The 25,935-nt window shown below is 61.6% G+C and carries 27 protein-coding genes and 1 tRNA gene; 8 read left to right on the forward strand and 20 right to left on the reverse strand.

The annotated features are described in order from the left end of the window. Nucleotides 1–7: 7 nt before the first annotated feature. The 12 genes from rlmN to trmJ all read right to left on the reverse strand — a co-directional run bounded on the left by rlmN (nt 8) and on the right by trmJ (nt 8,937). Nucleotides 8–1,150, reverse strand: coding sequence for a dual-specificity RNA methyltransferase RlmN (rlmN, locus tag AC25M7_RS13820; protein WP_062364551.1), 1,143 nt, complete (start codon nt 1,148–1,150; stop codon nt 8–10). Between the two features lie 28 nt (nt 1,151–1,178). Continuing rightward, complete coding sequence (ndk, locus tag AC25M7_RS13825; protein ID WP_023630072.1) at nt 1,179–1,604, reverse strand: nucleoside-diphosphate kinase; 426 nt, start codon at nt 1,602–1,604, stop codon at nt 1,179–1,181. 89 nt (nt 1,605–1,693) lie between these two features. Beyond that, complete coding sequence (gene iscX, locus AC25M7_RS13830; protein WP_028689593.1) at nt 1,694–1,894, reverse strand: Fe-S cluster assembly protein IscX; 201 nt, start codon at nt 1,892–1,894, stop codon at nt 1,694–1,696. Between the two features lie 10 nt (nt 1,895–1,904). Next, on the reverse strand, nt 1,905–2,246 hold the full coding sequence (gene fdx, locus AC25M7_RS13835) for an ISC system 2Fe-2S type ferredoxin (RefSeq protein WP_028689592.1): 342 nt from the start codon (nt 2,244–2,246) through the stop codon (nt 1,905–1,907). A 3-nt stretch (nt 2,247–2,249) separates the two neighbouring features. Beyond that, nucleotides 2,250–4,112: a Fe-S protein assembly chaperone HscA gene (gene hscA, locus AC25M7_RS13840; RefSeq protein WP_062364553.1), complete on the reverse strand. Its 1,863-nt coding sequence runs from the start codon at nt 4,110–4,112 to the stop codon at nt 2,250–2,252. Nucleotides 4,113–4,155: 43 nt separating this feature from the next. Beyond that, a complete protein-coding gene (hscB, locus tag AC25M7_RS13845) occupies nt 4,156–4,677 on the reverse strand; it encodes a co-chaperone HscB (RefSeq protein ID WP_486971148.1) in 522 nt (173 codons plus the stop codon). An 8-nt stretch (nt 4,678–4,685) separates the two neighbouring features. Continuing rightward, nucleotides 4,686–5,009: an iron-sulfur cluster assembly protein IscA gene (iscA, locus tag AC25M7_RS13850; RefSeq protein WP_023630636.1), complete on the reverse strand. Its 324-nt coding sequence runs from the start codon at nt 5,007–5,009 to the stop codon at nt 4,686–4,688. A 28-nt stretch (nt 5,010–5,037) separates the two neighbouring features. After that, a complete protein-coding gene (gene iscU, locus AC25M7_RS13855) occupies nt 5,038–5,424 on the reverse strand; it encodes a Fe-S cluster assembly scaffold IscU (RefSeq protein ID WP_011532337.1) in 387 nt (128 codons plus the stop codon). A gap of 46 nt (nt 5,425–5,470) precedes the next feature. Then, the gene (locus AC25M7_RS13860) at nt 5,471–6,685 is read right to left on the reverse strand and encodes an IscS subfamily cysteine desulfurase (RefSeq protein ID WP_046854251.1); all 1,215 of its coding nucleotides are present in this window, start codon (nt 6,683–6,685) and stop codon (nt 5,471–5,473) included. Between the two features lie 44 nt (nt 6,686–6,729). Beyond that, complete coding sequence (gene iscR, locus AC25M7_RS13865; protein ID WP_028689588.1) at nt 6,730–7,221, reverse strand: Fe-S cluster assembly transcriptional regulator IscR; 492 nt, start codon at nt 7,219–7,221, stop codon at nt 6,730–6,732. A 168-nt stretch (nt 7,222–7,389) separates the two neighbouring features. After that, nucleotides 7,390–8,178, reverse strand: a complete 789-nt coding sequence (gene cysE, locus AC25M7_RS13870) for a serine O-acetyltransferase (protein ID WP_028689587.1) — start codon at nt 8,176–8,178, stop codon at nt 7,390–7,392. Between the two features lie 3 nt (nt 8,179–8,181). Beyond that, on the reverse strand, nt 8,182–8,937 hold the full coding sequence (gene trmJ / locus AC25M7_RS13875) for a tRNA (cytosine(32)/uridine(32)-2'-O)-methyltransferase TrmJ (protein WP_062364557.1): 756 nt from the start codon (nt 8,935–8,937) through the stop codon (nt 8,182–8,184). Nucleotides 8,938–9,088: 151 nt separating this feature from the next. On the opposite strand from trmJ, the gene suhB reads away from it, so the two are divergent. Next, nucleotides 9,089–9,907 (forward strand): type III secretion system regulator SuhB, encoded by an 819-nt coding sequence (gene suhB, locus AC25M7_RS13880; RefSeq protein ID WP_028689585.1) that lies wholly within the window; start codon nt 9,089–9,091, stop codon nt 9,905–9,907. 91 nt (nt 9,908–9,998) lie between these two features. Here suhB and AC25M7_RS13885 read toward each other — a convergent pair whose 3' ends face one another. The 6 genes from AC25M7_RS13885 to queA all read right to left on the reverse strand — a co-directional run bounded on the left by AC25M7_RS13885 (nt 9,999) and on the right by queA (nt 16,070). Then, nucleotides 9,999–10,547, reverse strand: coding sequence for a glycine zipper 2TM domain-containing protein (locus AC25M7_RS13885; protein WP_028689584.1), 549 nt, complete (start codon nt 10,545–10,547; stop codon nt 9,999–10,001). 119 nt (nt 10,548–10,666) lie between these two features. Then, nucleotides 10,667–11,575, reverse strand: a complete 909-nt coding sequence (gene secF / locus AC25M7_RS13890; RefSeq protein WP_028689583.1) for a protein translocase subunit SecF — start codon at nt 11,573–11,575, stop codon at nt 10,667–10,669. 10 nt (nt 11,576–11,585) lie between these two features. Continuing rightward, entirely contained in the window at nt 11,586–13,448 is a 1,863-nt protein-coding gene (secD, locus tag AC25M7_RS13895; protein WP_486971149.1) for a protein translocase subunit SecD, read from the reverse strand. Nucleotides 13,449–13,511: 63 nt separating this feature from the next. Next, nucleotides 13,512–13,847, reverse strand: coding sequence for a preprotein translocase subunit YajC (gene yajC / locus AC25M7_RS13900; protein WP_050704350.1), 336 nt, complete (start codon nt 13,845–13,847; stop codon nt 13,512–13,514). A 43-nt stretch (nt 13,848–13,890) separates the two neighbouring features. Then, complete coding sequence (gene tgt, locus AC25M7_RS13905; protein ID WP_023629281.1) at nt 13,891–15,006, reverse strand: tRNA guanosine(34) transglycosylase Tgt; 1,116 nt, start codon at nt 15,004–15,006, stop codon at nt 13,891–13,893. A 14-nt stretch (nt 15,007–15,020) separates the two neighbouring features. Next, the gene (gene queA, locus AC25M7_RS13910) at nt 15,021–16,070 is read right to left on the reverse strand and encodes a tRNA preQ1(34) S-adenosylmethionine ribosyltransferase-isomerase QueA (RefSeq protein WP_028689579.1); all 1,050 of its coding nucleotides are present in this window, start codon (nt 16,068–16,070) and stop codon (nt 15,021–15,023) included. 109 nt (nt 16,071–16,179) lie between these two features. On the opposite strand from queA, the gene AC25M7_RS13915 reads away from it, so the two are divergent. The 3 genes from AC25M7_RS13915 to AC25M7_RS13925 all read left to right on the forward strand — a co-directional run bounded on the left by AC25M7_RS13915 (nt 16,180) and on the right by AC25M7_RS13925 (nt 17,859). Continuing rightward, nucleotides 16,180–16,264: transfer RNA gene (locus AC25M7_RS13915), tRNA-Leu, on the forward strand. Nucleotides 16,265–16,508: 244 nt separating this feature from the next. Next, nucleotides 16,509–16,997 carry a hypothetical protein gene (locus AC25M7_RS13920; protein ID WP_486971150.1) on the forward strand — a complete coding sequence of 163 codons (489 nt, stop codon included), beginning with the start codon at nt 16,509–16,511 and terminating at the stop codon, nt 16,995–16,997. 502 nt (nt 16,998–17,499) lie between these two features. Further along, nucleotides 17,500–17,859 (forward strand): hypothetical protein, encoded by a 360-nt coding sequence (locus AC25M7_RS13925; protein WP_486971151.1) that lies wholly within the window; start codon nt 17,500–17,502, stop codon nt 17,857–17,859. A gap of 1,047 nt (nt 17,860–18,906) precedes the next feature. On the opposite strand, the gene AC25M7_RS13930 is transcribed toward AC25M7_RS13925, so the two are convergent. Beyond that, nucleotides 18,907–20,028 (reverse strand): RES family NAD+ phosphorylase, encoded by a 1,122-nt coding sequence (locus tag AC25M7_RS13930; RefSeq protein ID WP_486971152.1) that lies wholly within the window; start codon nt 20,026–20,028, stop codon nt 18,907–18,909. A 225-nt stretch (nt 20,029–20,253) separates the two neighbouring features. Here AC25M7_RS13930 and AC25M7_RS13935 point away from each other — a divergent pair, with 225 nt between their 5' ends. Both AC25M7_RS13935 and AC25M7_RS13940 read left to right on the forward strand, forming a co-directional pair. Then, complete coding sequence (locus AC25M7_RS13935; protein WP_486971153.1) at nt 20,254–20,688, forward strand: GNAT family N-acetyltransferase; 435 nt, start codon at nt 20,254–20,256, stop codon at nt 20,686–20,688. A gap of 200 nt (nt 20,689–20,888) precedes the next feature. Next, nucleotides 20,889–21,779 carry a bestrophin family protein gene (locus AC25M7_RS13940; protein WP_028689574.1) on the forward strand — a complete coding sequence of 297 codons (891 nt, stop codon included), beginning with the start codon at nt 20,889–20,891 and terminating at the stop codon, nt 21,777–21,779. Between the two features lie 15 nt (nt 21,780–21,794). Here the strand turns inward: AC25M7_RS13940 and AC25M7_RS13945 are convergent, their stop codons facing one another. Beyond that, the gene (locus tag AC25M7_RS13945; protein ID WP_486971154.1) at nt 21,795–22,913 is read right to left on the reverse strand and encodes a polysaccharide deacetylase family protein; all 1,119 of its coding nucleotides are present in this window, start codon (nt 22,911–22,913) and stop codon (nt 21,795–21,797) included. Between the two features lie 149 nt (nt 22,914–23,062). Here AC25M7_RS13945 and yaaA point away from each other — a divergent pair, with 149 nt between their 5' ends. Together yaaA and AC25M7_RS13955 are read left to right on the forward strand one after the other, a co-directional pair. Then, on the forward strand, nt 23,063–23,842 hold the full coding sequence (gene yaaA, locus AC25M7_RS13950) for a peroxide stress protein YaaA (protein WP_028689572.1): 780 nt from the start codon (nt 23,063–23,065) through the stop codon (nt 23,840–23,842). A gap of 772 nt (nt 23,843–24,614) precedes the next feature. After that, nucleotides 24,615–25,931, forward strand: coding sequence for a nucleotide sugar dehydrogenase (locus AC25M7_RS13955; RefSeq protein ID WP_096048667.1), 1,317 nt, complete (start codon nt 24,615–24,617; stop codon nt 25,929–25,931). The last annotated feature ends 4 nt before the right edge of the window (nt 25,932–25,935 follow it).

Consider the following 25,935-nt stretch of genomic DNA (forward strand, 5'->3'; position numbering starts at 1 on the left):
GTGCTCGTCAGGGGCGCGCGGCGCTGTCTTGCGGCTCGTCGGCAGCCAGCTGGCGTACGGCGATGTAGCGCTCGCTGCGGCGGGTACGGTCGTTGACCTGACCCACCAGCTGACCGCAGGCGGCATCGATGTCGTCACCGCGGGTGGTGCGCGTGGTCACGTTGAAGCCGCCGTGGTGCAGCAGGTCCTGGAAGCGACGGATGGCATTGTTGCTCGGTCGCTCGTAGCCCGAGTGCGGGAACGGGTTGAACGGGATCAGGTTGATCTTGCACGGCACATCACGCAGCAGCTCGATCATCTGCGCGGCGTGCTCGGGCTGGTCGTTGACGTCCTTGAGCAGGGTGTACTCGATGGTGAGCACGCGCTTGCCGCCGAGGGTGGACATGTAGCCCATGCACGACTCCAGCAGCATCTTCAGCGGGTACTTCTTGTTGATCGGCACCAGCTGGTTGCGCAGTTCGTCGTTCGGCGCGTGCAGCGACAGGGCCAGCGACACGTCGATATGCTTGGCCAGTTCGTCGATCATCGGCACCACGCCCGAGGTGGACAGGGTGACGCGACGCTTGGAAATGCCATAGCCCAGATCTTCCATCATGATCTTCATGGCGGCGATGACATTGTCGAAATTCAGCAGGGGTTCGCCCATGCCCATCATGACCACGTTGGTGATGGCGCGATCGATCTTGGCCGGAACGGTCCCGAAGGATTTGTTGGCAAGCCACACCTGGCCGATCACTTCGGCGGCGGTGAGGTTGCTGTTGAAGCCTTGCTTGCCGGTGGAGCAGAAGCTGCAGTCCAGGGCGCAGCCGGCTTGCGACGACACGCACAGGGTGCCGCGATCGTCGGTAGGGATGTAGACGGTCTCGACGCAGCTGCCAGAGGCAACGCGGACCACCCACTTGCGGGTGCCGTCGGCGGAAATGTCTTCACTGACCACTTCCGGGCCCCGAATCTCGGCAACGGCCTCGAGCTTTTCGCGCAAGACCTTGCCGACATTGGTCATGGCGGCGAAATCATCGACGCCAAAATGGTGAATCCATTTCATCACCTGACCGGCACGGAAGCGCTTCTCCCCGATTGAGTCGAAGAACTGTTCCATTTCCGCCAGGGTCAGCCCCAGCAGGTTGATCTTGTCAGTCGATGTCGTCATGGATTCACCCTCACCCGTAAGCCTTCGCTTAGCGAGTGGTTACCTCGGTAGCAGCGAAGAAGTAAGCGATTTCGCGAGCAGCGGCGGCTTCGGAGTCCGAACCGTGAACGGCGTTGGCGTCGATCGACTCGGCGAAGTCGGCGCGGATGGTGCCGGCAGCCGCTTCTTTAGGGTTGGTGGCACCCATCAGCTCACGGTTGGCCAGAATGGCGTTTTCGCCTTCCAGAACCTGTACAACGACGGGGCCGGAAGTCATGAAGGCAACCAGGTCACCAAAGAAGCCACGCTCTTTGTGCTCGGCGTAGAAGCCTTCGGCTTCGGCTTTGGACAGCTGCTTCATTTTCGAGGCGACGACGCGCAGGCCGGCTTTTTCGAAGCGAGTGGTGATCTCGCCGATGACGTTCTTGGCAACGGCGTCAGGCTTGATGATGGAGAAAGTACGTTGAACAGCCATGGAAAACTCCAGAATATTGAGTGTTGCGAAAAATTAAACCCGCGAATTATACGCGGGTTCCAGGGGATTGCCTAACCTGCAGCGTGCGCTCAGTCGGCTTCTTCGATCCAGGCCGCCTGGATGGCCTCGAGAACCTTCTCGCCGCAACGCGACGGATCGTCATCGAAGTCCGGCAGCGCCATGACCCAGGCGCGCAGATCGACGAAATTCACGTAATGAGGATCGACCTCGGGCTTGCTTTCCGCAAGCTGGATGGCGATCTCAAGTACATCAACCCATTTCAGACTCATGTACAGGCCCTCAGTGCGGCGCTTCGGCGGCGTGGTTGAGCGAATACTTGGGGATCTCGATGGTGAGGTCCTCATCGCCGACAACCACCTGGCAACCCAGGCGCGACTGCGCCTCCAGGCCCCAGGCCTTGTCCAGCATGTCCTCTTCGAGCTCGTCGGCTTCTTCAAGCGAGTCGAAGCCCTTGCGGATGATGCAGTGGCAAGTGGTGCAGGCCTTGACGCCGCCGCAGGCGCTTTCCATCTCGATGTGATGGTCGTGGGCCAGCTCCAGGATATTGGTCCCGGTAGGCACTTCCACGGTCAAGCCCTCGGGGCAGAACTTCTCGTGCGGCAGGAATGTCACCAGCGGCATCGGTTACTCCTCGATCTCATTCAGGTTGCGCCCGGCCAGTGCGGCTTTGACCGTCGAATCAAGGCGACGGGCGGCAAATGCATCGGTCACCTGCGACAGACGCTTGGTCTGTTGCTCGATGGCGGCGCCATCGGTGCCGGTCAGCAAATCACGTAGTTCCTGCATCTGGAATTCGATCGCGTCGCGCTCGTCACTGCTGAGCAGGCGCTCGCCATCGGCGTCCAGGGCGCCCTGCACCGCCTCGAGCAGGCGCTCGGCGTCGACCTGGTGCTCGCGCAGTTGGCGGGCGTGCTTGTCGGAGCCTGCATGCTCGAAGGAGTCCTTGAGCATGCGGGCGATCTCGCCGTCGGTCAGGCCGTAGGACGGCTTGACCTGGATGCTCGATTCCACGCCCGAACCCAGTTCGCGGGCCGCGACGCTGAGCAGGCCGTCGGCGTCGACCTGGAAGGTCACGCGGATCTTCGCCGCGCCCGCGACCATGGCCGGGATGCCGCGCAGCTCGAAGCGCGCCAGGGAACGGCAGTCGCTGATCAGCTCGCGCTCACCCTGCAGCACGTGGATCATCATGGCCGACTGGCCATCTTTGTACGTGGTGAATTCCTGGGCGCGGGCCACCGGAATGGTGGTGTTGCGCGGGATCACCTTCTCCATCAGCCCGCCCATGGTCTCAAGCCCCAGGGACAGCGGGATGACGTCGAGCAGCAGCAGCTCGCCGCCTTCGCGGCGGTTGCCGGCGAGGGTATCGGCCTGGATGGCGGCACCGATGGCCACAACCTGGTCCGGGTCGATCGAGGTCAGCGGGGTACGACCGAACAGCGCGCCGACCGCCTCGCGCACGCGCGGCACACGGGTCGAACCGCCGACCATGACCACCGCGCCGACCTCTTCCAGCTCGATGCCGCTGTCGCGCACGGCGCGGCGGCAGGCCTTGAGACTGCGGGCGATCATCGGTTCGATCATGGCTTCGAAGGCAGCACGGGTCAGCTCGCCCTGCCAGGCGCCATGCTGGACGCTGACCGCTTCACTGTCGGTCAAGGCTTCCTTGGCCGCGCAAGCGGTCTGCAGCAGCAGGCGCTGGGTGGCCGGATCGAGGTCGGCGGACAAGCCAGCCTGCCCGATGATCCAGCCGGCAATCGCATGGTCGAAGTCATCGCCACCCAGGGCAGTGTCGCCACCGGTAGCCAGCACTTCGAAGACACCAGCGGTCAGGCGCAGGATGGAGATATCGAAGGTACCGCCGCCCAGGTCGAAAATCGCCACGACGCCTTCGGCATCCTGATCCAGGCCATAGGCCACGGCAGCCGCGGTCGGTTCGTTGAGCAAGCGCAGGACATTGAGGCCGGCCAGCTTGGCGGCGTCCTTGGTCGCCTGGCGCTGGGCATCGTCGAAATAGGCCGGGACGGTGATCACCGCGCCGACCAGCTCGCCACCGAGGGTTTCCTCGGCACGCTGGCGCAGCACCTTGAGAATATCGGCCGACACTTCCACCGGGCTTTTCGGACCCTGGACGGTGTCGATGAACGGCATGTGCGATTCACCGCCGACAAAACGGTACGGCAGTTGCTCGCCCAGCTGCTTGACGTCCGCCAGGCCACGCCCCATCAGACGCTTGACCGACAGGATGCTGTTGAGCGGGTCGCTGGGGGCAGCCTCGCGCGCGGCCAGGCCGACTTCGACAGCGTTGTCGAGATAACGCACGGCGGATGGCAGGATGACACTGCCCTGGGCATCGGGCAGCGGTTCGCTGCGCCCGCTGCGCACGGCGGCGACGAGAGAATTGGTGGTGCCCAGGTCGATGCCCACCGCCAGGCGGCGCTGGTGCGGCTGGGGGCTCTGACCGGGTTCGGCGATCTGCAGTAGGGCCATGCTTATCTGAGTACCTTAGGCGTCATCACGGGCAACGCCGGGGTTAATCGTCGAGGCGCTCTTCGAGTTGGCGCACTTCTTGGGCGAGCTTGTCGAGGAACTGCATGCGGCGCATCAGGCGCTCGGCCTGCTCACGCTCTGCAGCAATATCCCAGCAGGCGGCGAAATCCTCGTTCAGCGTGTCCTGGGCGACCTTGAGGCGCTTCTTGAACACGGCGACACCGTCGAGATCGGCTTCGTCCTGCAGGTCTTCGAGTTCTTCGCGCCACTGCATCTGCTGCAGCAGGAAGTCCGGGTCGCGCACCGTGACTTCCTGAGGCACCTCATGGCCGCCGATGGCCAGCAGGTAGCGGGCCCGGCGCGGCGCGCTGCGCAAGGTCTGGTAGGCGTCGTTGAGGGCCGCCGACTTTTCCAGCGCTACGCGCTGCTCGCGCTCGGAAGCGTCGGCGAAACGGTCCGGATGGACCTCGCGGGCCAGCTCGCGGTAGCGAACGGCCAATTTGTCGAGGTCCAGACGAAAACCAGGCTGCAGGTCAAACAGGGCGAAATGACAAGGAGTACCCACGGCCAGCCTCAAACGTTGAAGCTTTCGCCGCAGCCACACTCACCGCGCACGTTGGGGTTGTTGAACTTGAAGCCTTCGTTCAACCCTTCCTTGACGAAGTCCAGCTCGGTGCCGTCGAGATAGACCAGGCTTTTCGGGTCGATGATGACCTTCACGCCATGGTTCTCGAACACCTGGTCTTCGGCGGCGAGCTCGTCGACGAACTCCAGCACGTAGGCCAGGCCCGAGCAGCCGGTGGTGCGCACGCCCAGGCGAATGCCCTCACCCTTGCCGCGCCCATCGAGGGAGCGGCGAATGTGGTTGGCGGCGGCTTCTGTCATGCTGATAGCCATCGGAACTCCTTACCTCGCGACAGTCGACTTAGATCAAGCCTTTCTTCTGCTTGTAATCGCGAACAGCTGCCTTGATGGCATCTTCGGCGAGCACGGAGCAGTGGATCTTGACCGGCGGCAGTGCCAGCTCTTCAGCCAGCTGGGTGTTCTTGATGGTTTCGGCCTCGTCCAGGGTCTTGCCCTTCATCCACTCGGTGGCGAGGGAGCTGGAGGCGATGGCCGAACCGCAACCGTAGGTCTTGAACTTGGCGTCTTCGATGACACCCTGCTCGTTGACCTTGATCTGCAGGCGCATCACGTCGCCGCAGGCCGGGGCGCCAACCATGCCGGTGCCGACATCCGGATCGTCGGCGTTCATCTTGCCGACGTTGCGCGGGTTTTCGTAGTGGTCGATGACCTTTTCACTGTATGCCATGGTGCAATTCCTTCCTCATCAGGGAGCCGCTCTTGCCGGCGACTGCTTAGTGGGCGGCCCACTCGATCTTGGAGATGTCGACGCCGTCTTTGTACATATCCCACAGCGGCGACAATTCACGCAGCTTGTTCACGGCTTCGCAAACCTTCTGCGCGGCGTAGTCGACTTCTTCCTCGGTGGTGAAGCGACCGAAGGAGAAGCGGATCGAGCTGTGCGCCAGTTCGTCATTGCGGCCCAGGGCGCGCAGGACGTAGGACGGCTCGAGCGAAGCGGAGGTGCAGGCCGAACCGGACGAAACGGCGATGTCCTTCAGCGACATCAGCAGCGACTCGCCCTCGACGTAGTTGAAGCTCAGGTTCAGGTTGTGCGGCACGCGCTGGGTCTGGCTGCCGTTGACGTACAGCTCTTCGAGGTCCGAGACCTGCTTGAAGAAGCGGTCGCTCAGGGCCTTGATGCGCACGTTTTCAGCGGCCATTTCCTGCTTGGCGATGGCGAAGGCTTCGCCCATGCCGACGATCTGGTGGGTCGGCAGGGTGCCCGAACGCATGCCGCGCTCATGGCCACCGCCGTGGATGATGGCTTCCAGGCGCACACGCGGCTTGCGGCTGACGTACAGCGCGCCGATGCCTTTCGGGCCATACACCTTGTGCGCGGAGAACGACATCAGGTCGACCTTGAGCTTCTGCAGGTCGATCTCGACACGGCCGGCCGATTGGGCGGCATCGACGTGGAACAAGACGCCGCGCGAGCGGGTCAGTTCACCGATGGCGGCGATGTCGTTGATCGAGCCGACTTCGTTGTTCACGTGCATCAGCGAGACCAGGATGGTGTCGTCGCGCAGCACGGCCTCGACCATGGCTGGGGTGACGATGCCGTCTTCGCCAGGCTCGAGGTAGGTGACTTCGAAACCTTCACGCTCGAGCTGGCGAGCGGTGTCCAGGACCGCCTTGTGCTCGATCTTGGAGGTGATGATGTGCTTGCCCTTGGTCTGATAGAAGTGCGCCACGCCTTTCAGGGCGAGGTTGTCGGACTCGGTGGCACCGCTGGTCCAGACGATCTCGCGCGGGTCGGCGTTGATCAGTTCGGCGACCTGGCGGCGGCCGTTCTCGACTGCTTCCTCGGCCTTCCAGCCGAACACGTGGGAGCGCGAGGCCGGGTTGCCGAAGTTCCCGTCAACCAGCAGGCACTCGGCCATCTTCTGGGCGACACGGGGATCGACCGGCGTGGTCGCGGAGTAATCGAGGTAGATCGGCAACTTCATTGAGTATCTCCTATCAGGCGGTGGCGTCGCTCGTCGCTGTGGTTTCAGTCGACGGCGGACGTCTCAATCTTGTCCAACTGGGCAACTCGGCCTGCGACACGGCGCAGGTCCTGGCGCTGGGCGACTTCCTGCACCTCGCGGCGCATGACGAGGTCGGCCAGGCTGATGCCACTGAGGAATTCATGGATCTGCTGGCTCAGGTCGCACCACAGGTGGTGAGTCAGGCAGGTATCACCGGCGTGGCAGTCCCCCAGCCCCTGGCAACGGGTGGCATCGACCGATTCGTTGACCGCGTCGATGACCTGGGCCACCTGGATGGTTTCCATGCCCCGCGACAGCTGGTAGCCGCCGCCCGGACCGCGAACGCTGGATACCAGGCTGCTGCGGCGCAGCTTGGCGAACAGCTGTTCCAGATAAGAGAGGGAAATGCCCTGGCGCTCGGAAATGTCGGCCAAAGACACCGGCCCCTGCTGCGCGTGCAACGCCAGGTCGAGCATGGCGGTCACGGCGTATCGGCCTTTGGTAGTCAGTCGCATGGCGTATGGGTACCACGGGAGTTACAGGATGTGTGCGAGTATGCGATTCCCGAGCATTTAAGTCAACTATTAGACCTAGTGCTTTAGTCGGGTATGCATGCGGGAGGCGGGCGCGAGTGTAGCAGACAAGGGGCGCAAGCACACGCCCCTTGTGTCGGTCCGGCGCAATCAATGCGACTGAGTGTCGCCCTGCTTGAGTTCGGCGCAGGCCGCGGCGAAGTCGTCGTCGGGCAGAGCCGGCAGCTCCTTGGCACAGTAGTCACTGCCCATCCGGGTCAGCGCGCCGCACATGCCCTCCAGGCGCTCGTCGACGGCCTGCAGGTGGTCGAGCATCTGGCCGATGGCGCGGGCCACCGGGTCCGGCATGTCGCCGCTGACACCGTAGGCATCGAAGCCGATCTTCTCGGCCATGGCCTTGCGCTTGGCCTCGACGGCGTCATCCTCGGTCTTGACGATGATCCGCCCCGGAATGCCCACCGCCGTGGCGCCCGCCGGCACTGCCTTGGTGACCACGGCGTTGGAGCCGATCTTGGCCCCGGCGCCGACGGTGAACGGGCCCAGCACCTTGGCCCCGGCACCGACCACCACGCCGTTTTCCAGGGTCGGGTGACGCTTGCCCTTGTTCCAGCTGGTGCCGCCGAGGGTGACACCCTGGTACAGGGTCACGTCGTCGCCGATCTCGGCGGTCTCGCCGATGACGATGCCCATGCCGTGGTCGATGAAGAAGCGCCGGCCGATGGTCGCACCTGGGTGAATCTCGATGCCGGTCATCCAGCGACCGAAGTTCGACACCAGCCGCGCCAGCCACTTGAAGTCGCGTCGCCACAGGGCATTGCCCAGCCGATGCAGCCAGATGGCGTGCATCCCCGGGTAGCAGGTCAGGACCTCGAAGGCGTTGCGCGCCGCCGGGTCACGATGGAAAACGCTCTGGATATCTTCACGCAGACGTTCGAACATCTGTCAGTCCTTCCGTTTATGCGGCTCGCCCCGTGCGACCTTCTGGGTCTCGGTAAGGATGCCGCGCAAAATGCTCATTTCCGGACGCTCCACCGAGCTTCGCCCATACAGCCGGCGCAGGCGCGCCATCAGGTGCTTGGGTTTCTCGGGATCGAGGAAGCCGATGTCCACCAGGGTCTTTTCCAGGTGGTCGTAGAACAGCTCCATTTCGTCCATGGTCGCCAGCTCGCTGGCGTCGACCTTCTCGACCTTCGCCGCACTGCCCTGCCCTGCCAGCCAGGCCATGCGCACCTCATAGGAGAGCACCTGGACGGCGGCGGCCAGATTCAGCGAGCTGAAGTCGGGGTTCGAGGGAATGTGCACGTGGAAGTGACATCGCTGCAGTTCTTCGTTGGTCAGGCCGGCGTGCTCGCGCCCGAACACCAGGGCGATCTCTTCGCCGCCCATGGCCTGGGCCACGGCCTTGGCCCCGCATTCGCGCGGGTCGATCAGCGGCCAGGGGATGCTGCGCTCACGGGCGCTGGTACCCATGACCAGGCTGCAGCCGACCAGTGCCTGCTCGAGGCTGTCGACCACCTGGGCGTTGTCCAGCACGTCGTCGGCGCCCGAGGCGCGGGCACTGGCGTCCGCGGCCGGAAACTCTTTTGGCTGCACCAGCACCAGACGCGACAAGCCCATGTTTTTCATGGCTCGCGCAGCGCCGCCGATGTTGCCGGGGTGGCTGGTATTGACCAGAACAACACGAATATTTTGCAGCAAGGTGTCGTGCTCTCGGATGCGGAAACAGGAGGGTTCGATCTTACAGAACCGACCAGCGTAACGCCATGAAAGCAAATGTGACACTTCTGTCGTGAAAGATTTCTGCTAGAATGATCGGCTTTCCTCTTTAACATCTCCAGGTGACCTTCCCATGCAGCCTATGCTGAATATCGCCCTGCGCGCCGCTCGCAGCGCCAGTGAACTGATTTTCCGCTCCATCGAACGCCTGGATAGCATCAAAGTCGACGAAAAGCAGGCCAAGGACTACGTGTCCGAGGTTGACCGCGCCGCCGAGAAGGTCATCGTCGAGGCCCTGCGCAAGGCCTACCCGAACCACTCGATCCAGGGCGAAGAGACTGGTCTGCACGCCGGCACCGGCGAAGAAGGCAAGGATTACCTGTGGATCATCGATCCGCTGGACGGCACCACCAACTTCCTGCGTGGCGTTCCGCACTTCGCCGTCAGCATCGCCTGCAAATACCGAGGCCGCCTCGAGCACGCCGTGATCGTCGACCCGGTTCGCCAGGAAGAATTCACCGCCAGCCGTGGCCGTGGCGCCCAGCTCAATGGCCGCCGCCTGCGCGTCAGCTCGCGCACCAGCCTGGAAGGCGCACTGCTGGGCACCGGCTTCCCGTTCCGTGACAACCAGATGGCCGACCTGGACAACTACCTGGGCATGTTCCGCGCCCTGACCGGCCAGACCGCCGGCATTCGCCGCGCCGGCTCCGCCAGCCTGGACCTGGCCTACGTCGCCGCCGGCCGCTTCGACGCCTTCTGGGAGTCGGGCCTGTCCGAGTGGGACATGGCCGCGGGCGTGCTGCTGATCCAGGAAGCCGGTGGCCTGGTGAGCGACTTCAACGGTGGCCACGACTTCCTCGAGAAGGGCCACATCGTCGCGGGCAACATCAAGTGCTTCAAGGCCGTGCTGACCGCCATCCAGCCGCACCTGCCAGAGCACATGAAGCGCTAAGCGCTGATTGCGAGCACAAAAAAGCACCCCTCGGGGTGCTTTTTTTTGTATCTGCGATCGACGCCTTCTGTGGGAGCGGCCTGCGAAAGGTTTACTGACCTGGCTGGTTCTGGCTCAAGACCAGCTTGCCATTCTTGTCCAGCGGGATGGTTGAGCCCGGCTCGTGGTCCATCTTCACCTTGCCCACCTGGTCGCCGATGGAATAGGTCACGTTGTAGCCAACCACCTTCTCGCTGATGTCGTTGACCGTGTTGCAACGGGTTTGCGTGGTGGTGTAGGTATCACGCTCCTGCATGCCTTCCTGCACCTTGTTGCCGGCATAGCCGCCACCGACCGCACCGGCCACGGTGGCAATCTTCTTGCCGGTACCGCCACCGATCTGGTTGCCCAGCAGGCCACCGGCGATGGCGCCGACCACCGTACCGGCAATCTGGTGCTGGTCCTTGACCGGCGCCTGGCGCGTCACGGTGACATCCTTGCAGACCTCACGCGGCGTTTTCACTTGCTGCTTGATCGGCTGCACGTCGGTGACCTGGGCGTACTCAGGCCCCTTGTTCACCAAGCTGTAGGTCGCCACAGCACCTCCGGCAGTCACACCGACAGCACCCAGAACCGCACCCACCAGCATTGACTTGTTCACGTGAACCTCCTGATCGTACCCGCGGACTCCGGCCCGCCTTCTCCCTGCCTTGGAGCAAAAAAAAAGGCGCGAGTTCAACACTCGCGCCTCTCTTTGCGCCGAATGGCGCGGAACAAGCCTTACGGACGGTCGTCCACACCCTCGGTCTTGACCGGCGGGATCAGGTCTTCGCTGCTCAGGTTCAGCCAGATCAGCACCACGTTGGCGATGTAGATCGACGAGTAGGTACCCGCCATGACACCGATGAACAGCGCCAGGGAGAAGCCGAACAGGTTGTCGCCGCCGAAGAACAGCAGCGCGGCGATGGCCAGCAAGGTCGACACCGAGGTGGCGACGGTCCGCAGCAGGGTCTGGGTGGTCGAGATGTTGATGTTCTCGATCAGCGAGGCCTTGCGCAGCACGCGGAAGTTCTCGCGCACCCGGTCGAACACGACGATGGTGTCGTTGAGCGAGTAGCCGATGATCGCCAGCACCGCCGCCAGCACCGTCAGGTCGAAGGTGATCTGGAAGAACGACAGGATACCCAGGGTGACCACCACGTCGTGGACCAGCGAGATGATCGCGCCCACGGCGAACTTCCACTGAAAGCGGAACGCCAGGTAGATGAGGATCCCGCCCAGGGCCAGGAGCATGCCGAGGCCACCCTGGTCACGCAGTTCCTCGCCCACCTGCGGGCCGACGAACTCGACGCGCTTGACCGTGGCCGGGTTGTCGCCGCCGATCTTCTGCAGCGCCTCGGCCACGCGGTTGCCCAACTGCGGGTCATCGCCCGGCATGCGCACCAGCAGGTCGGTGGTGGCGCCGAAGCTCTGCACCACGGCATCGTGGAAGCCGGAACCGACCAGTTCGGTACGGACCTTTTCCAGGTCCGCCGGACGCTCGTAGGTGAGCTCGATCAGCGTACCGCCGGTGAAGTCCAGGCCGAAGTTCAGGCCCTTGTGCCACCAGCTGAACAGCGCCAGCACGGTGAGGAGCACGGTAATGGCGAACGCGACATTGCGCACGCCCATGAAGTTGATGGTTTTCATCGCAGCTCCCTCAAACCCACAGCTTCTTGATGTCACGCCCGCCACAGGTCAGGTTGACCAGTGCGCGGGTCACCATGACGGCGGTGAACATCGAGGTGAAAATCCCGAGGGACATGGTGACCGCGAAGCCCTTGACCGGGCCGGTACCCATGGCGAACAGGATGCCACCGACCAGCAGGGTGGTCAGGTTGGCGTCGACGATCGCCGAGTAGGCGCGGTTGAAACCTTCGTGGATGGCGCGCTGCACCGACATGCCGGCGGCGATCTCTTCGCGGATACGCGAGAAGATCAGCACGTTGGCGTCCACCGCCATGCCCATGGTCAGCACGATACCGGCGATGCCCGGCAGGGTCAGGGTGGCACCCAGCAGCGACATCAGCGCCAGCAGCAGGACCATGTTGCCTGCGAGGGCAATGGTCGCCAGCACGCCGAAGGCGCGGTAGATGGCGATGATGAACAGCGAGACGAACAGCATGCCCCACAGGGACGCATCGATACCCTTGGTGATGTTGTCGGCGCCCAAGCTCGGACCAATGGTGCGCTCTTCGGCGAAGTACATCGGCGCGGCCAGGCCACCGGCACGCAGCAGCAGGGCCAGTTCGGACGATTCGCCCTGGCCGTTCAGGCCGGTGATGCGGAACTGGCTGCCCAGCGGCGACTGGATGGTCGCCAGGCTGATGATCTTCCTCTCTTCCTGGAAGGTCTGCACCGCGACTTCTTTCTCGACGCCGTCGACCACCTGCTTCTGGTAGCGGGTGACCGGCTTCTGCTCGATGAAGATCACCGCCATGCTGCGCCCGACGTTGCTGCGGGTGGCGCGGCTCATCAGCTCGCCGCCGTGGCCGTCTAGGCGAATGTTCACCTGCGGGCGACCGTGCTCGTCGAAGCTGGCCTGGGCGTCGGTGACCTGGTCACCGGTGATGATCAGGCCGCGCTCTACAGGGGCGGAGCGGCCGCCTTCGCGGAACTCGAACACCTCGGTGGTGGCCTTGGACGCACCCGGCTCGGCACCGAAGCGGAACTCCAGGTTGGCGGTCTTGCCGAGGATACGCTTGGCTTCGGCGGTGTCCTGCACGCCCGGCAGCTCGACCACGATGCGGTTGGCGCCCTGGCGCTGGACCAGCGGCTCGGCCACGCCCAGCTCGTTGACCCGGTTGCGCACGGTGGTCAGGTTCTGCTTGATCGAGTATTCGCGGATCTCGGCGACTTTCGCCTGGGTCAGCGCCAGACGCAGCACGGCGAGCTCGTTGCGCTCGGTGGTGGTCAGGTCGAAATCATTGAAATTCTTGCGGATCAGGCTGCGTGCCTGTTCGCGGGTAGCATCGTCGGCGAAGCCCAGCATGATGCCGCCGTCCTGCTGGGGCAGGCTGCGGTAGCGGACGCGCTCTTTGCGCAGCAAGGTCTTGACCTCGCCTTCGTAGACTTTCATGCGAGCGGTCATGGCCTTGTCCATGTCCACTTCCAGCAGGAAGTGCACACCACCGGACAGGTCCAGGCCCAGCTTCATCGGGCTGGCACCCAGGTTGCGCAGCCACTGCGGGGTGGTCTGGGCCAGGTTCAGGGCCACGACGTAGTCGTCGCCGAGGGCCTTGCGCGCCACATCCTTGGCCGGCAGCTGGTCTTCCTGATTGGTCAGGCGCACCAGGGCACTGCCCTTCTCGCCCAGGCTGCCGCCTTTGACGGTGATGCCGGCATCGGTCAGGGCCTTGGTCACGCGATCGAGATCGGCCTGGCTGACATGCAGGGCGGAGCTGGCGCCGCTGATCTGCACCGCCGGATCATCCGGATAGAGGTTGGGTGCGGAATAAATGAAGCCGATCGCCAGTACCACCACGATCAGCAGGTATTTCCACAGAGGGTATTTGTTCAGCATCACGCCGCCCGTTCAAGACGCGGGGCGCTTTGCGCGCCCCGACTGGAAAAGAAAACCGGTAACTCAGATAGCCTTGAGCGTACCTTTCGGCAGGGTCGCCGCCACGGCACCCTTCTGGAACTTCAGCTCGACGTTGTCGGACACTTCCAGGACCACGAAGTCGTCGGCGACCTTGACGATCTTGCCGGCGATGCCACCGGTGGTGACTACTTCGTCACCTTTTTGCAGGTTGCTCAGCAGGTTTTTCTGTTCTTTGGCACGCTTGGCCTGCGGGCGCCAGATCATCAGGTAGAAGATGACCAGGAAACCAACCAGGAAGATCCACTCGAAGCCGGTACCGGCTGGGCCGGCGGCTGGTGCTGCAGCGTCCGCGTAGGCGGCGGGAATCAAGAAGCTCATTGGGCACTCCTAATGAATATTTTCTAATAATGGATGCGAACAGTCAGTCCAAGGGCGGCACAGGCAGCCCGCGCTTGGCGTAGAAGGCGTCGACAAAGGCGGCCAATTTACCCTGTTGAATAGCCTCGCGTAAACCGGCCATCAAGCGCTGGTAATGGCGCAAGTTGTGGATGGTATTCAGCATGCTGCTCAACATTTCGCCGCACTTGTCCAAGTGGTGCAGATAGGCGCGGGAGAAGTTGGTGCAGGTATAGCAATCGCAGGTCGGATCCAGCGGCGATTCATCGTGGCGATGGAACGCGTTGCGGATCTTGATCACCCCGGTATCGACGAACAGATGGCCGTTGCGCGCATTGCGCGTGGGCATCACGCAGTCGAACATGTCGACGCCGCGGCGCACACCCTCTACAAGATCTTCCGGCTTGCCTACCCCCATAAGGTAACGAGGTTTGTCAGCCGGCATTTGCGCGGGCAGGTAGTCCAGCACCTTGATCATCTCGTGCTTGGGCTCGCCCACCGACAGGCCGCCGATGGCCAGGCCGTCGAAGTCGATGTTGACCAGTGCTTCCAGCGAGCGCATGCGCAGGTCCTGGTACATGCCACCCTGGACGATGCCGAACAGTGCCGCGGTGTTGTCGCCGTGGGCGTTCTTCGAGCGCTGGGCCCAGCGCAGCGACAGCTCCATGGAGGTGCGCGCCACGTCGTGCTCGGCCGGGTACGGCGTGCACTCGTCGAAGATCATCACGATGTCCGAACCCAGGTCGCGCTGGACCTGCATGGACTCCTCGGGGCCCATGAACACCTTGGAACCGTCCACTGGCGACGCGAAGGTCACGCCTTCCTCCTTGATCTTGCGCATGGCGCCCAGGCTGAACACCTGGAAACCACCGGAATCAGTGAGGATAGGGCCTTTCCATTGCATGAAATCGTGCAGGCCGTTGTGTTTCTTGATGACCTCGGTGCCCGGGCGCAGCCACAGGTGGAAGGTATTGCCGAGGATGATCTCGGCGCCGATGGCCTCGATGTCACGCGGCAGCATGCCCTTGACCGTGCCGTAGGTGCCCACCGGCATGAAGGCCGGGGTCTCGACGGTGCCACGGGGGAAGGTCAGCCGGCCACGACGGGCCTTGCCGTCGGTGGCCAGCAGTTCGAACGACATTCGACAGGTGCGACTCATGCTTGATCCTCTGGGCCGCGTGGCGCCGGATTGCGGGTGATGAACATGGCATCACCGTAACTGAAGAAACGGTACCCGTTCTCGACCGCCGCCGCGTAGGCGGCCATGGTCTCGGGGTAACCGGCGAAGGCCGAGACCAGCATCAGCAGCGTGGACTCCGGCAGGTGGAAGTTGGTGACCAGGCAATCGACCACATGGAACGGCCGGCCCGGGAAGATGAAGATGTCCGTGTCGCCACTGAAGGCCTTGAGCTCGCCATCGCGCGCGGCGCTTTCCAGCGAACGCACGCTGGTGGTGCCCACGGCGATCACCCGGCCGCCACGGGCGCGGCACGCGGCCACGGCGTCGACCACGTCCTGGCTCACTTCGAGCCACTCTTTATGCATGGTGTGGTCTTCGATCTTGTCGACCCGCACCGGCTGGAAGGTGCCGGCGCCCACATGCAGGGTGACGAAGGCGCGCTCGACGCCCTTGGCGGCAATCTTCGCCAGCAACTCTTCGTCGAAATGCAGGCCGGCGGTGGGCGCGGCCACGGCGCCGGCGCGCTCGGCGTAGACGGTCTGGTAGCGCTCGCGGTCGGCGCCCTCGTCGGGACGGTCGATGTACGGCGGCAGCGGCATGTGACCGACGCGCTCGAGCAGCGGCAGCACCTCTTCGCTGAAGCGCAGTTCGAACAGCGTGTCGTGGCGCGCGACCATCTCGGCCTCGCCTCCGCCGTCGATGAGGATCTGCGTGCCTTCTTTCGGCGCCTTGCTGGCGCGCACGTGGGCCAGCACGCGGTGGCTGTCGAGCACGCGCTCGACCAGCACTTCCAGCTTGCCGCCGGAGGCTTTCTGGCCGAACAGCCGCGCCGGAATCACCCGGGTGTTGTTGAACACCATCAGGTCGCCGGGGCGCAGGTAGTCGAGCAGGTCGGTGAACTGCTTGTGGGCCAGTTCGCCGCTGGGGCCATCGAGCACCAGCAGGCGGCTGCCATGACGCTCGGCCAGTGGATGGCGGGCGATCAAGGAATCGGGGAGTTCGAAAGAAAAATCGGCGACGCGCATGATGATGTTCGGGTTCGACAGGGCCGGGAAGTTTAGCCCAATGCGTGAAAATTGACCATGAAAGCCGATTGACCACCTTGGGCGACCTCTCTATACTGCGGCGCCACAAGCCCTGATGGCGGAATTGGTAGACGCGGCGGATTCAAAATCCGTTTTCGAAAGGAGTGGGAGTTCGAGTCTCCCTCGGGGCACCAGATAAAGCCTGTAGATCCTTGATCTACAGGCTTTTTTTACGCCTACGGCGTAATCGTGGCGTAAGCCAGCTGGAGCGATGCAAGCGCACTGGCCGAGCAACTGACTTGTAATTAGGTCCCGGGCTCGATTCCTGGTGCCGGCATCATATAAATTAAGGGCTTGCAGCGATGCAGGCCCTTTTTATTTGGCCTTTGCGCAACAACGTGCGTAACAAGGCCCTAACTTGCTGCGGATCAATCCATCATGGCAGATCAGGATTTTTCACTGCTCAGCGGTTTTGTGGGTAAGCACCAAAGGTTGGTCGACAAGCATTTCCCAGATGAGATGGATATAGAATCTCTGGTGTTGAAGGCCCACCTGATGCTGGAGCAGATCCTCCGCGACTACTGCAGCCGCTCCGTCCCGCATCCAGAACACCTTAAAGAAGCTCGGCTGACCTTCAAGCAAATCGCCTTGCTGTCTCGTTCCCTTGACCCAAACGCGAGCAGCGTGGACTCCCTGTGGCCAGCGGTGACCGGTCTGAATCGTTTGCGGAACGCCATGGCCCACGAGCTTGCTCCATCTGAGTCAAGTCTGACCAGTTCACAGCGGGCGATTATCGCGGCTGTTGATGCCCACGATGGCAGCTCAGGTCAGCATGACCTCAGTGAGGCTATCGGATACCTGTGCGGGACTCTTTCAGTACACCTTCACTTTGACCTTGACCGATGCTCCCAGGGTGAAAAAGGCTGAGTTGAGTAAGGCGAATAGAGACAGCATCGCGGTGTGATAGGCCGGTTTTCTCAGGCCCTCACTGTGTATGCGCGTCATACGAAACGCCCCCCTGCACGACGCAAAGCAAAATTTAGGTTGACCCCTAAAAAGCCTGTCAGATTTGTCAGATAGATATTCTTACCTCTGTCTAACCCTTCTATCTCAAGGCCTACAGCGTTTTCATGTAGTGTCAGAAAGGTGTCAGCGGGGTGTCAGAACCTGACAAAACCACCGTGTCAGATTTAGTTTTCTCAAGTCATTGATTTATAAGGCTTTTTATTTTGATCTGTCAGATTTGCCACGAATTTCCCAGTTCGTTTTCAGATCGAAAACCCAGTAAATACGGGGCCTCCAGCCGATTTCCTGACAGATATCCATGTTCTGACAGGGATTTCGGGGTCAGCCTGAAAAACCTTTCATGGGGCACCCCGGAGCTATCCTTCAAACTGCCCCGCGTAGCGAATTGATCGAGAGCATCAGCATGCGCAAACCAGCGACCCAAGCGGCACTGCCCGTCATCGAAGTCATCCAGTCCGGCAAGGCATGGGAGGTGCACTGGGACTACCAGGAAGCGCCCGAGAGCTCGATCCTGTTCAAGCGCCGCGAGTACCTGGACGGCTACATCGATGGCGCGATGGACGCGATCGGTATCTCACCTGAGAAGGTGGCGTGTGCAAGTGCTCGTACCGGATCCGTGAAGCGGCTGACTGAAACTCAGGCCGTGCAGCTACGTCACGCCCTGGACCGCCTGCTAACCCCAGTCGTCGCCAAGGAGTTCCAGCGCCTCAAAAAGGAAGCCAACCTCCCGCACCTCCGCTTGGTGGCAGCTGAGCAGGACTGAAACGCTGTGCAACGCTGACGAAGCGCCGGCCCTCCACCGTTCGGGGGCTCCAGGCGCATCAGCGTTCTGCACCTGGTGCGCTCTGCACGAGTTCAAATGACCATGTCCAAAATGAAAAACCCGGCAGATTCGGGGTTTTCCGCCGCTCCCTCACGGACTCCGTGGCCTACAGCCTACCCGCCCCGCCCCACTACCCCCGCCGAATAGTGCAACCACGGCTGCACAACCCTTCATTTCCTTTCACAGTGTGAAATGGCGGCCACCTTGCGAGAGCCCACAGACGGCGGGGCCTGCAGCAGGCATTGCACCCCACCGCTGGTTTGCACTATTTCGCGAGGCAAAGCGCGTCGGCGGGAGGGGGATAAGTGATTTCCTGTCACGATTTTTTTTCGACACGCGCCTTTTCTCGGCGCGCTCGTCGGCGCCCGGTTGGTGGTGGCTGTACAAGGCTAGAAATTCCGAATGCTGTATTTACATACAGTATTTTTCATGGGTGTCCCTATGCTCATTTCCCAACCGACCGTCACCACAGTGTCAGAGTGGTATCACCTTTTGCACAACACGCAGGCTCTGCTTCAAGCACCAACGAAGCATCATCGGGAGCTGCTGCATCAGGCATACGCCATGAGGGATGCGCACGTTGTCGACCGAGGAACTCTCGCAGAGATGCTAGAGCTGGCAGATGAGGCGCTTGTCTACGCTCATGAGGCGTCGGCGCAGGATCACTGGTGAGAAGGGCGTAAACATGTGAGTTCTCGTTACGCCGATGCGGAAACGCGGTATCGATTTGACGGCGCAGGAGCGCCGCCAAGAGCGCGGGGTTAAGGGAGATGTGAGGGTGACATGTGTTCAAGAGGCGCGGCTTGGCCGGGCATGCAACGTAGCGGAAGTGGCACCAGGGCTGCCTATGAGTCAGCCCCCGCTTCCCCCGCTGTAAGACGCTAAGCTCTCAGGCATGGCTACATTGGGTTTTGTACTCAGTGGATTCGAAGTTATAGACGGGTGTGCATATGCGCAGTCCTGGTGGTGTAGGATTGAAGACTGACGTCATAGGAACTGGTCCAGAACATAATCTAGTAGATCGTGGTAATCATTCGATTCGGTCTTGACGGCTGTGATCCTGTGCAGCCTCATCGAACGCTCGCTGTATCTAATGTTTGGTATTGGACTTCCAAAGGGGTCGCCTGGTCCTATTGGGTCCTCATGCTCCAGCTGGTAGCCAGCGGGAGCGATAACGACATTCTCAGGAAATAGCACGGCGTTGCTTCCTGTGAGCCCAGTCTGCACTGACGGGAATATCAATCCTGAGACTTCGTTTTTGAATCGCAGTCGCAGATACTCGAACACTATCTGGGTCGATATGTAACCGAGCGCATCTGAACTGCTTTTTGGCTTAGAGAGCTTGTGAATAAGCTGTATTAAGAAACGGTGGGCATGTAACGCCTCGGTATATCCAACTTCGAATGGGTGCACCTCGATCTTGGACATTTCTTCAAGTTTCCGCAGGTCAAGAAATGCAAGTTTAGTAACTGGCTCGAATGCACCGCTAATGACGAGGTCTCCTGTAACTGAGCGTATCTCACTCAAGCAGGTTTTTGCGTCGAAGGCGCAGTACATGGCAGAGATGCCGGAAGGTGTCATGCGCTGGTCACCGGCTTTAATGGCTGGCGCAGGTCCTAGAGCAGAACCTGGATTTTTCTTGAAGTCCTCCCATTCCTCAGGTTTTGCAACTTTTCGCGCCCTATAAAGCTTGTCATCTTGGGTGAGAGTCGTGATTAACTCGTCCTTCAAGCGACCATCTTTGCAGGTGAAGTCGAAGAGTGAATCTAGAAACGCTTTTGCTTCAAAGTTGAAATATCTGTATCCGTGATGCGTATCACTAACAAATTTCGCCCAGCGCTGGTCGTAGTAATTAGTTTCAAGGCTTCCGTCGTCAAGGGCGAAAAGCTGTTCTTGGCCATGCTCGTCTTCGCTCAGCCTGTCTTCTAAATACCTGATCGCTGTCTCTATGAACTCTGCTACACCTAGTGGGAAATCGTCTTGAATAATTTCCCAGTATGGGCTTAGCTTGATGTTGTCCGAACCACTAAAAAACATGTGCTGCTCAAAGGAGGATAGCTCATCGAGTTTTCGATGTGATTCTAGAATTCTTTCCGCAACATAGTCCAAAACGTCCGTTTCTTGAAGGCACATTCTGGGCTTTTTACAATATATGCAGTCACCAAAAGCACCATGGCAAGCGATAAACTTTTTAAGCGGAATAAGCGACACGCATTCCGTACAAATCATTGGATGGCCTCGTTTCGTTTTCGCCATCATGCCGCCACTACCAGAAATGCGCTACAGGGTGATCGGCTTGAGTCGCTCTGACAGGAGGCGCGACGACGCGGCAGCTTGAGAAAACGCACCCGCGTTGCCAGGTACCGGGCTCGCTCCGTGAACATGGCCACCTACCCGCTCACTCCCGCGCAACTGAGCGAAGCCATCGCCCAGCGCAGCGGCTCGACGGTGGTCGAAATCGACGGGGTGATCGTTGGCTTCGCCAATTTCTACAAGGCCGAGTATGAAGGCGTCTGCGCACTGGGTAATGTGGTTGTAGCCCCAACTGCGCGGGGTCAGGGCGTGGCACGTTATCTGGTGCAGTGCATGATCGACTTGGCTCTCCAAGCCTTTGCGGCGCGGGAGGTCTGGGTGTCGTGTTTCAATCACAACACCGCAGGGCTGCTACTTTATCCACAGCTGGGTTTTGTGCCGTTCGGGATCCAGGAGCGGCGGGCGCCGGATGGGTCCCGGGTAGCGCTGGTGCAGATGAAGCAGGAGTTGAGCTGAGGTTGAGGTGATTTACGTGTGTGCGGTGTGGCCTGGATTGGGGCTGCGTTGCAGCCCTTCGCGGGGCAAGTCCGCCTAAAATCGCCCGCGCAACCTTTGAGCGATCGGTAAATTCCCGTTACACCCTGCGACGAATCCCACCGAACCTTGCCCCTCCCGCGACGTCGGAACCTGCATCCCCCGCATCGAGGTTCCCCCACGTGAACGCCCTCCTCGCCCGCAAATTCCGCCTGGTGGTCAAGACCTTCGGCTACATCGGCTGGTCGCTGTTCTGGCTGTTGATCTGGGACGTGCTGGTCACCATCGACTTCATGCTGTTCTTCAACAGCAAGTTCAGCCTGCCGCTGATCCCGCTCACCCTGCTGGGCTCGGCGCTGGTGGTGCTGGTGAGCTTTCGCAACAGCAGCGCCTACAACCGCTGGTGGGAGGCGCGCACGCTATGGGGGGCGCTGGTGAACAGCTCGCGCAGCTTCGCCCGGCAGGTGCTGACGCTGGTCGATGATCCGGTCGATGGGCCGAACCCGGTGAAGGCGACCTTGCTGCGCCGGCATATCGCCTACGTGAACTGCCTGGCGGCGCACCTCAAGGGCGAGCAGTGCCCGGATGAGCTGATGGCCTTCATACCGCCCGGGGAGTTCGAGCGGCGCAATCGTTCGAACAATTTCGCCAATGATATCCTCGGCGGCTCGGCGGCCTTGCTGGCCCAGGAGTACCAGGCCGGTCGGCTGGACAGCATTCGCCTGGCGCGGCTGGAATCGACCCTGGTGGACATGTCCAACGCCCAGGGCGGGATGGAGCGGATCGCCAATACGCCGCTGCCCTACCCTTATGTGTACTTCCCGCGGCTGTTCATCACGTTGTTCTGCCTGATCGTGCCGGTGGGGCTGGTGGAGTCGCTAGGCTGGTTCACGCCGCTGGCCTCGACGGTGGTCGGCTTCATGCTGCTGGCCATCGAGCGGATCGGCACGGACCTGCAGAGCCCGTTCCGCTTCAGCGAGCACCAGATCCCGATGGACACGATCTGCGAGACGATCGAACGCAACCTGGAGTCGATGCAACGGGAGGCGCAATGCGGCGCCTTGGCGCACTGATCCGCCCGCCCTTCTTTATTCCCGCCGGGCGTACTCCCGGCAATCCTCCCAGCCGATTCCGCTCTGGGCCGTGTGCTGCAGCAGCCACTCCAGCGCCGGCTGCGCCTTGGGCTGGTTGTCGCGGAACTGGATCACGCCCTTGCGCCACAGCAGCATCAGCGTCAGCACCCGCTGTGCCGAGGCCTCGGCGGTCAGCGGCCCGTCATCCTGGGCATCGATGTCCCACAACGATACCCGCAACTGCTGGCTGTCCATGAACCCTTCGCCATCGGCGCGGCGCTGGCCATAGGGCGGGCGGAACAAGGGCACGTACTGCTCCGCCAGGTCGGCCTGAACCCGTGCCTGGCTGCGTCGTAGCGAATCCTGCCAGTCCTGCCACTGGGCGTGGGAGCGGTACTCCCAACCCTGGATACCCACGCACTGGCCGGCATACAGCTCATCCACCGGGCCGGCGTCGCGACGTTGCTGCAGACGATTGCCGAGCACGAAGAAAATCCCGTCGAGCTTTTGCCGCCTCAGGTAGTCGGCCACCGCATCGGTGCTGCCGCCCTGCGGCCCCGGGCCGCCGACGAAGGTCAGGAGGAACATCCGGTCGTTGAGTGCCTCGCCATTGCGCTCGCGGCTGGATAGCTTGGCCACCTCGCTGGTGGTCTGCGGGAAAAGCGCGGCCTTGCGCAACTGCTCATCCAGGTACCGCGTGTGGAACTGGCGACTAGGTTCGACCCATCCTGCATAGAACGTGCCGACATCCTCGGCGAAAACGGCGGACTGCGTGCGCAGGTCGGCCATGGACTCGACCGGGTAGCAGAACGAGGCATCCTGCTCGCAACTCTTCTGCGCCTGTTGATAACTTGTCCACAGGCGCTGCCACAGACGTGCCCTTACGGCCCGCACGACGGTCAGGTTGACTTGGCGCAGGCCGAGCCGGGCCGTCAACGCCTGCTCATCGAGCATCTCGCTTTCGTGCAGCACCCGGGCGAACGACAGGATCTCAGCCCGCGATGCCACGTCGAACAGCGTCGGGCTGTCCAACTGCTCAGGCCACAGCGCTCGATCGAAACTGACGAAATCCGCCGGGGCCGCCTGCGCGCCCAGGCTGAGCAGCCCGGCGAACAGGGCAAACGCGATACGCACGATGAGCAATCTCCTTGAAGGCATGGCGCGCACTATAACGCGACCACCCGCGGTTTAATGTGGCGATGTTCGGTGACTATCGTCGCCATAGTTTGGCGTTGTGCCAGCGGCCCCGTAGAATTCGCCCGACGATTCCAGGAGCCGACCCGATGCTGACGGTGATTTCCCCCGCCAAGACCCTCGACTACGACACCCCGCCGGTAACCCAGCGCCACACCCTGCCCCAGTACCTGGACGATTCCCAGGAACTGATCGGGCAACTGCGCGAACTGGCGCCGGCGCAGATCGCCGAGCTGATGCACCTCTCCGACAAGCTCGCCGGCCTCAACGCCGCCCGCTTCGGCAGTTGGACCCCGGACTTCACCCCGGCCAACGCCAAGCAGGCACTGCTGGCGTTCAAGGGCGACGTGTATACCGGGCTCGACGCCGAGAGCCTTAGCGAGGATGACTTCAGCTACGCCCAGGACCACCTGCGCATGCTCTCGGGCCTGTACGGCCTGCTGCGCCCGCTGGACCTGATGCAGCCCTACCGCCTGGAAATGGGTACCAAGCTGGCCAATGCCCGTGGCAAGGACCTGTACGCCTTCTGGGGCACGCGCATCAGCGAGTGGCTGAACCAGGCCCTGGCCGACCAGGGTGACGACGTGCTGCTGAACCTGGCCAGCAACGAGTACTTCAGCGCGGTGAAGAAGAGCGCGCTCAAGGCGCGGGTGATCGATGTCGACTTCAAGGACCTGAAGAACGGCCAGTACAAGATCATCAGCTTCTACGCCAAGAAGGCCCGCGGAATGATGAGCCGCTTTGTGATCCAGGAGCGGATCAACGATCCGGAGCAGCTCAAGCGCTTTGATGTGCAGGGGTACTACTACAGCGCCGAGCAGTCGAAGCCGGATCATCTGGTGTTCCTGCGCGATCACGCTGAGGGTTGATGACCCCGGGGGCTGCTTCGCAGCCCCACACCCCCTGCCCTGCAACGGGGCACGCGCTCACCCTTGAATTCGCCAAATTACAGACGCCAAAAAACCACCAGCCCTATCCATATTGCAAAACGCCATAAGACCGTTCGTAGTTTTTTGACGAAAATTGAAAAAATTTTTCGCATGATGGCCTAAAACCATCCCCCTGCGATTTCGCCCTTTATATACGGGGACGAAACTGCCGCGTGCTATCAGATTGAAAGTATTTCCCTCTGAAAAAATATTTAGAAATCTTTCATCGTGACGAAACCGCCCCCGGAACTTCTGCCAAGGGAGATGGCTCATAGCACCCGTAACGCGTTTCAAGCGCCCGGCGTGAGAGATGACTTACAGATGACAACGGGCCGCAATTCTCAACCGGCCCGAAAACTTCAACGGCGGTACAGGAAGTGCCAAAAGCCATGATCCATGCAGGAGAAAAGCGCCCCTAAAATTCGTCCTAGTGGTTGATTTCAAAGGATTTATCCACTTGAAAAAACAAGCACAGCACTTCACCAGCGGTGAATTGCAATAACGACGGCTGCATTTCAGGGCACGCCATTTTTAATATTGGCCTTTGACTGCCAACTTTGAGTGCATAACTTCTGCGCTCCGGATTTATTCATGCCTGCGTTCGGTGAAGTGTCAATTCGCCATGGATCCGTGCGCCCGAAAACTGCTGGTCAATCAACCCAGTCGGCTCTTCGCTGAAGGGCTGACGTGATAAACACATGAGGTGAATGCGATGCGTATCAGCATCTTTGGTTTGGGTTATGTGGGTGCAGTCTGTGCAGGTTGCCTGTCGGCACGAGGCCATGACGTGATTGGTGTGGACGTTTCCAGCACCAAGATCGACCTGATCAACCAGGGCAAGTCGCCCATCGTCGAACCGGGCCTCGAAGAACTGCTGCAACAGGGCATCGCCAACGGCCGCCTGCGCGGCACCACCGACTTCGCCGAAGCCATCCGCGCCAGCGACGTGTCGATGATCTGCGTAGGCACACCGAGCAAGAAGAACGGCGACCTGGGCCTGGAATACATCGAGTCGGTATGCCGCGAGATCGGCTACGTGCTGCGCGACAAGGCCAGCCGTCACACCGTGGTGGTGCGCAGCACCGTGCTGCCGGGCACCGTGAAGAACGTGGTCATCCCGATTCTGGAAGACTGCTCGGGCAAGAAGGCCGGCGTCGACTTCGGCGTCGCGGTCAACCCGGAGTTCCTGCGCGAAAGTACCGCGATCAAGGACTACGACCAGCCGCCGATGACCGTCATCGGCGAACTGGACAGCGCCAGCGGCGACGTGCTGCAGGCCCTGTACGAAGAGCTCGACGCACCGATCATCCGCAAGCCGGTCGAAGTGGCCGAGATGATCAAGTACACCTGCAACGTCTGGCACGCGACCAAGGTCACCTTCGCCAACGAGATCGGCAACATCGCCAAGGCCGCAGGCGTCGATGGCCGCGAGGTGATGGACGTGGTCTGCCAGGACAAGGCGCTGAACCTGTCGCAGTACTACATGCGCCCAGGCTTCGCCTTCGGCGGTTCGTGCCTGCCGAAGGACGTGCGCGCCCTCACCTACCGCGCCGCCAGCCTCGACGTGCGCGCCCCGCTGCTCGACTCGCTGATGCGCAGCAACGAATCCCAGGTGCAGAACGCCTTTGACATCATCGAGAGCCACGACAAGCGCAAGGTCGCCCTGCTCGGCCTTTCGTTCAAGGCCGGCACCGACGACCTGCGCGAAAGCCCGCTGGTGGAGCTGGCCGAACGCCTGATCGGCAAGGGCTACCAGCTCGACATCTACGACCAGAACGTCGAGTACGCCCGTGTCCACGGCGCCAACAAGGACTACATCGAGTCGAAGATCCCCCACGTTTCCTCCTTGCTCAACGCCAACTTCGAGCAGGTGGTGGACAACGCCGAGATCATCATCCTGGGCAACCGTGACGAGCAGTTCCGCGCCCTGGCCCAGCAGGCACCGGAAGGCAAGCAGGTGATCGACCTGGTCGGTTTCATGAGCAAGCCGACCTGCGCCACCAGCCGCACCGAAGGTATCTGCTGGTAAACCC

It is taken from the genome of Pseudomonas sp. P106(2024) (assembly GCF_057480815.1).

Excerpts from the sequence above, each read along its gene's own strand:
- suhB (WP_028689585.1), top strand. The coding sequence starts at position 9,089 with ATGCAGCCTATGCTGAATATCGCCCTGCGCGCCGCTCGCAGCGCCAGT.
- AC25M7_RS13955 (WP_096048667.1), top strand. The coding sequence starts at position 24,615 with ATGCGTATCAGCATCTTTGGTTTGGGTTATGTGGGTGCAGTCTGTGCA.
- iscU (WP_011532337.1), bottom strand. The coding sequence starts at position 5,424 with ATGGCATACAGTGAAAAGGTCATCGACCACTACGAAAACCCGCGCAAC.
- queA (WP_028689579.1), bottom strand. The coding sequence starts at position 16,070 with ATGCGCGTCGCCGATTTTTCTTTCGAACTCCCCGATTCCTTGATCGCC.
- yajC (WP_050704350.1), bottom strand. The coding sequence starts at position 13,847 with ATGAGCTTCTTGATTCCCGCCGCCTACGCGGACGCTGCAGCACCAGCC.
- AC25M7_RS13860 (WP_046854251.1), bottom strand. The coding sequence starts at position 6,685 with ATGAAGTTGCCGATCTACCTCGATTACTCCGCGACCACGCCGGTCGAT.
- iscA (WP_023630636.1), bottom strand. The coding sequence starts at position 5,009 with ATGGCTATCAGCATGACAGAAGCCGCCGCCAACCACATTCGCCGCTCC.
- iscX (WP_028689593.1), bottom strand. The coding sequence starts at position 1,894 with ATGAGTCTGAAATGGGTTGATGTACTTGAGATCGCCATCCAGCTTGCG.
- tgt (WP_023629281.1), bottom strand. The coding sequence starts at position 15,006 with ATGTCGTTCGAACTGCTGGCCACCGACGGCAAGGCCCGTCGTGGCCGG.
- AC25M7_RS13920 (WP_486971150.1), top strand. The coding sequence starts at position 16,509 with ATGGCAGATCAGGATTTTTCACTGCTCAGCGGTTTTGTGGGTAAGCAC.
- ndk (WP_023630072.1), bottom strand. The coding sequence starts at position 1,604 with ATGGCTGTTCAACGTACTTTCTCCATCATCAAGCCTGACGCCGTTGCC.
- cysE (WP_028689587.1), bottom strand. The coding sequence starts at position 8,178 with ATGTTCGAACGTCTGCGTGAAGATATCCAGAGCGTTTTCCATCGTGAC.
- iscR (WP_028689588.1), bottom strand. The coding sequence starts at position 7,221 with ATGCGACTGACTACCAAAGGCCGATACGCCGTGACCGCCATGCTCGAC.
- fdx (WP_028689592.1), bottom strand. The coding sequence starts at position 2,246 with ATGCCGCTGGTGACATTCCTGCCGCACGAGAAGTTCTGCCCCGAGGGC.
- secD (WP_486971149.1), bottom strand. The coding sequence starts at position 13,448 with ATGCTGAACAAATACCCTCTGTGGAAATACCTGCTGATCGTGGTGGTA.
- secF (WP_028689583.1), bottom strand. The coding sequence starts at position 11,575 with ATGAAAACCATCAACTTCATGGGCGTGCGCAATGTCGCGTTCGCCATT.
- AC25M7_RS13925 (WP_486971151.1), top strand. The coding sequence starts at position 17,500 with ATGCGCAAACCAGCGACCCAAGCGGCACTGCCCGTCATCGAAGTCATC.
- hscA (WP_062364553.1), bottom strand. The coding sequence starts at position 4,112 with ATGGCCCTACTGCAGATCGCCGAACCCGGTCAGAGCCCCCAGCCGCAC.
- rlmN (WP_062364551.1), bottom strand. The coding sequence starts at position 1,150 with ATGACGACATCGACTGACAAGATCAACCTGCTGGGGCTGACCCTGGCG.
- yaaA (WP_028689572.1), top strand. The coding sequence starts at position 23,063 with ATGCTGACGGTGATTTCCCCCGCCAAGACCCTCGACTACGACACCCCG.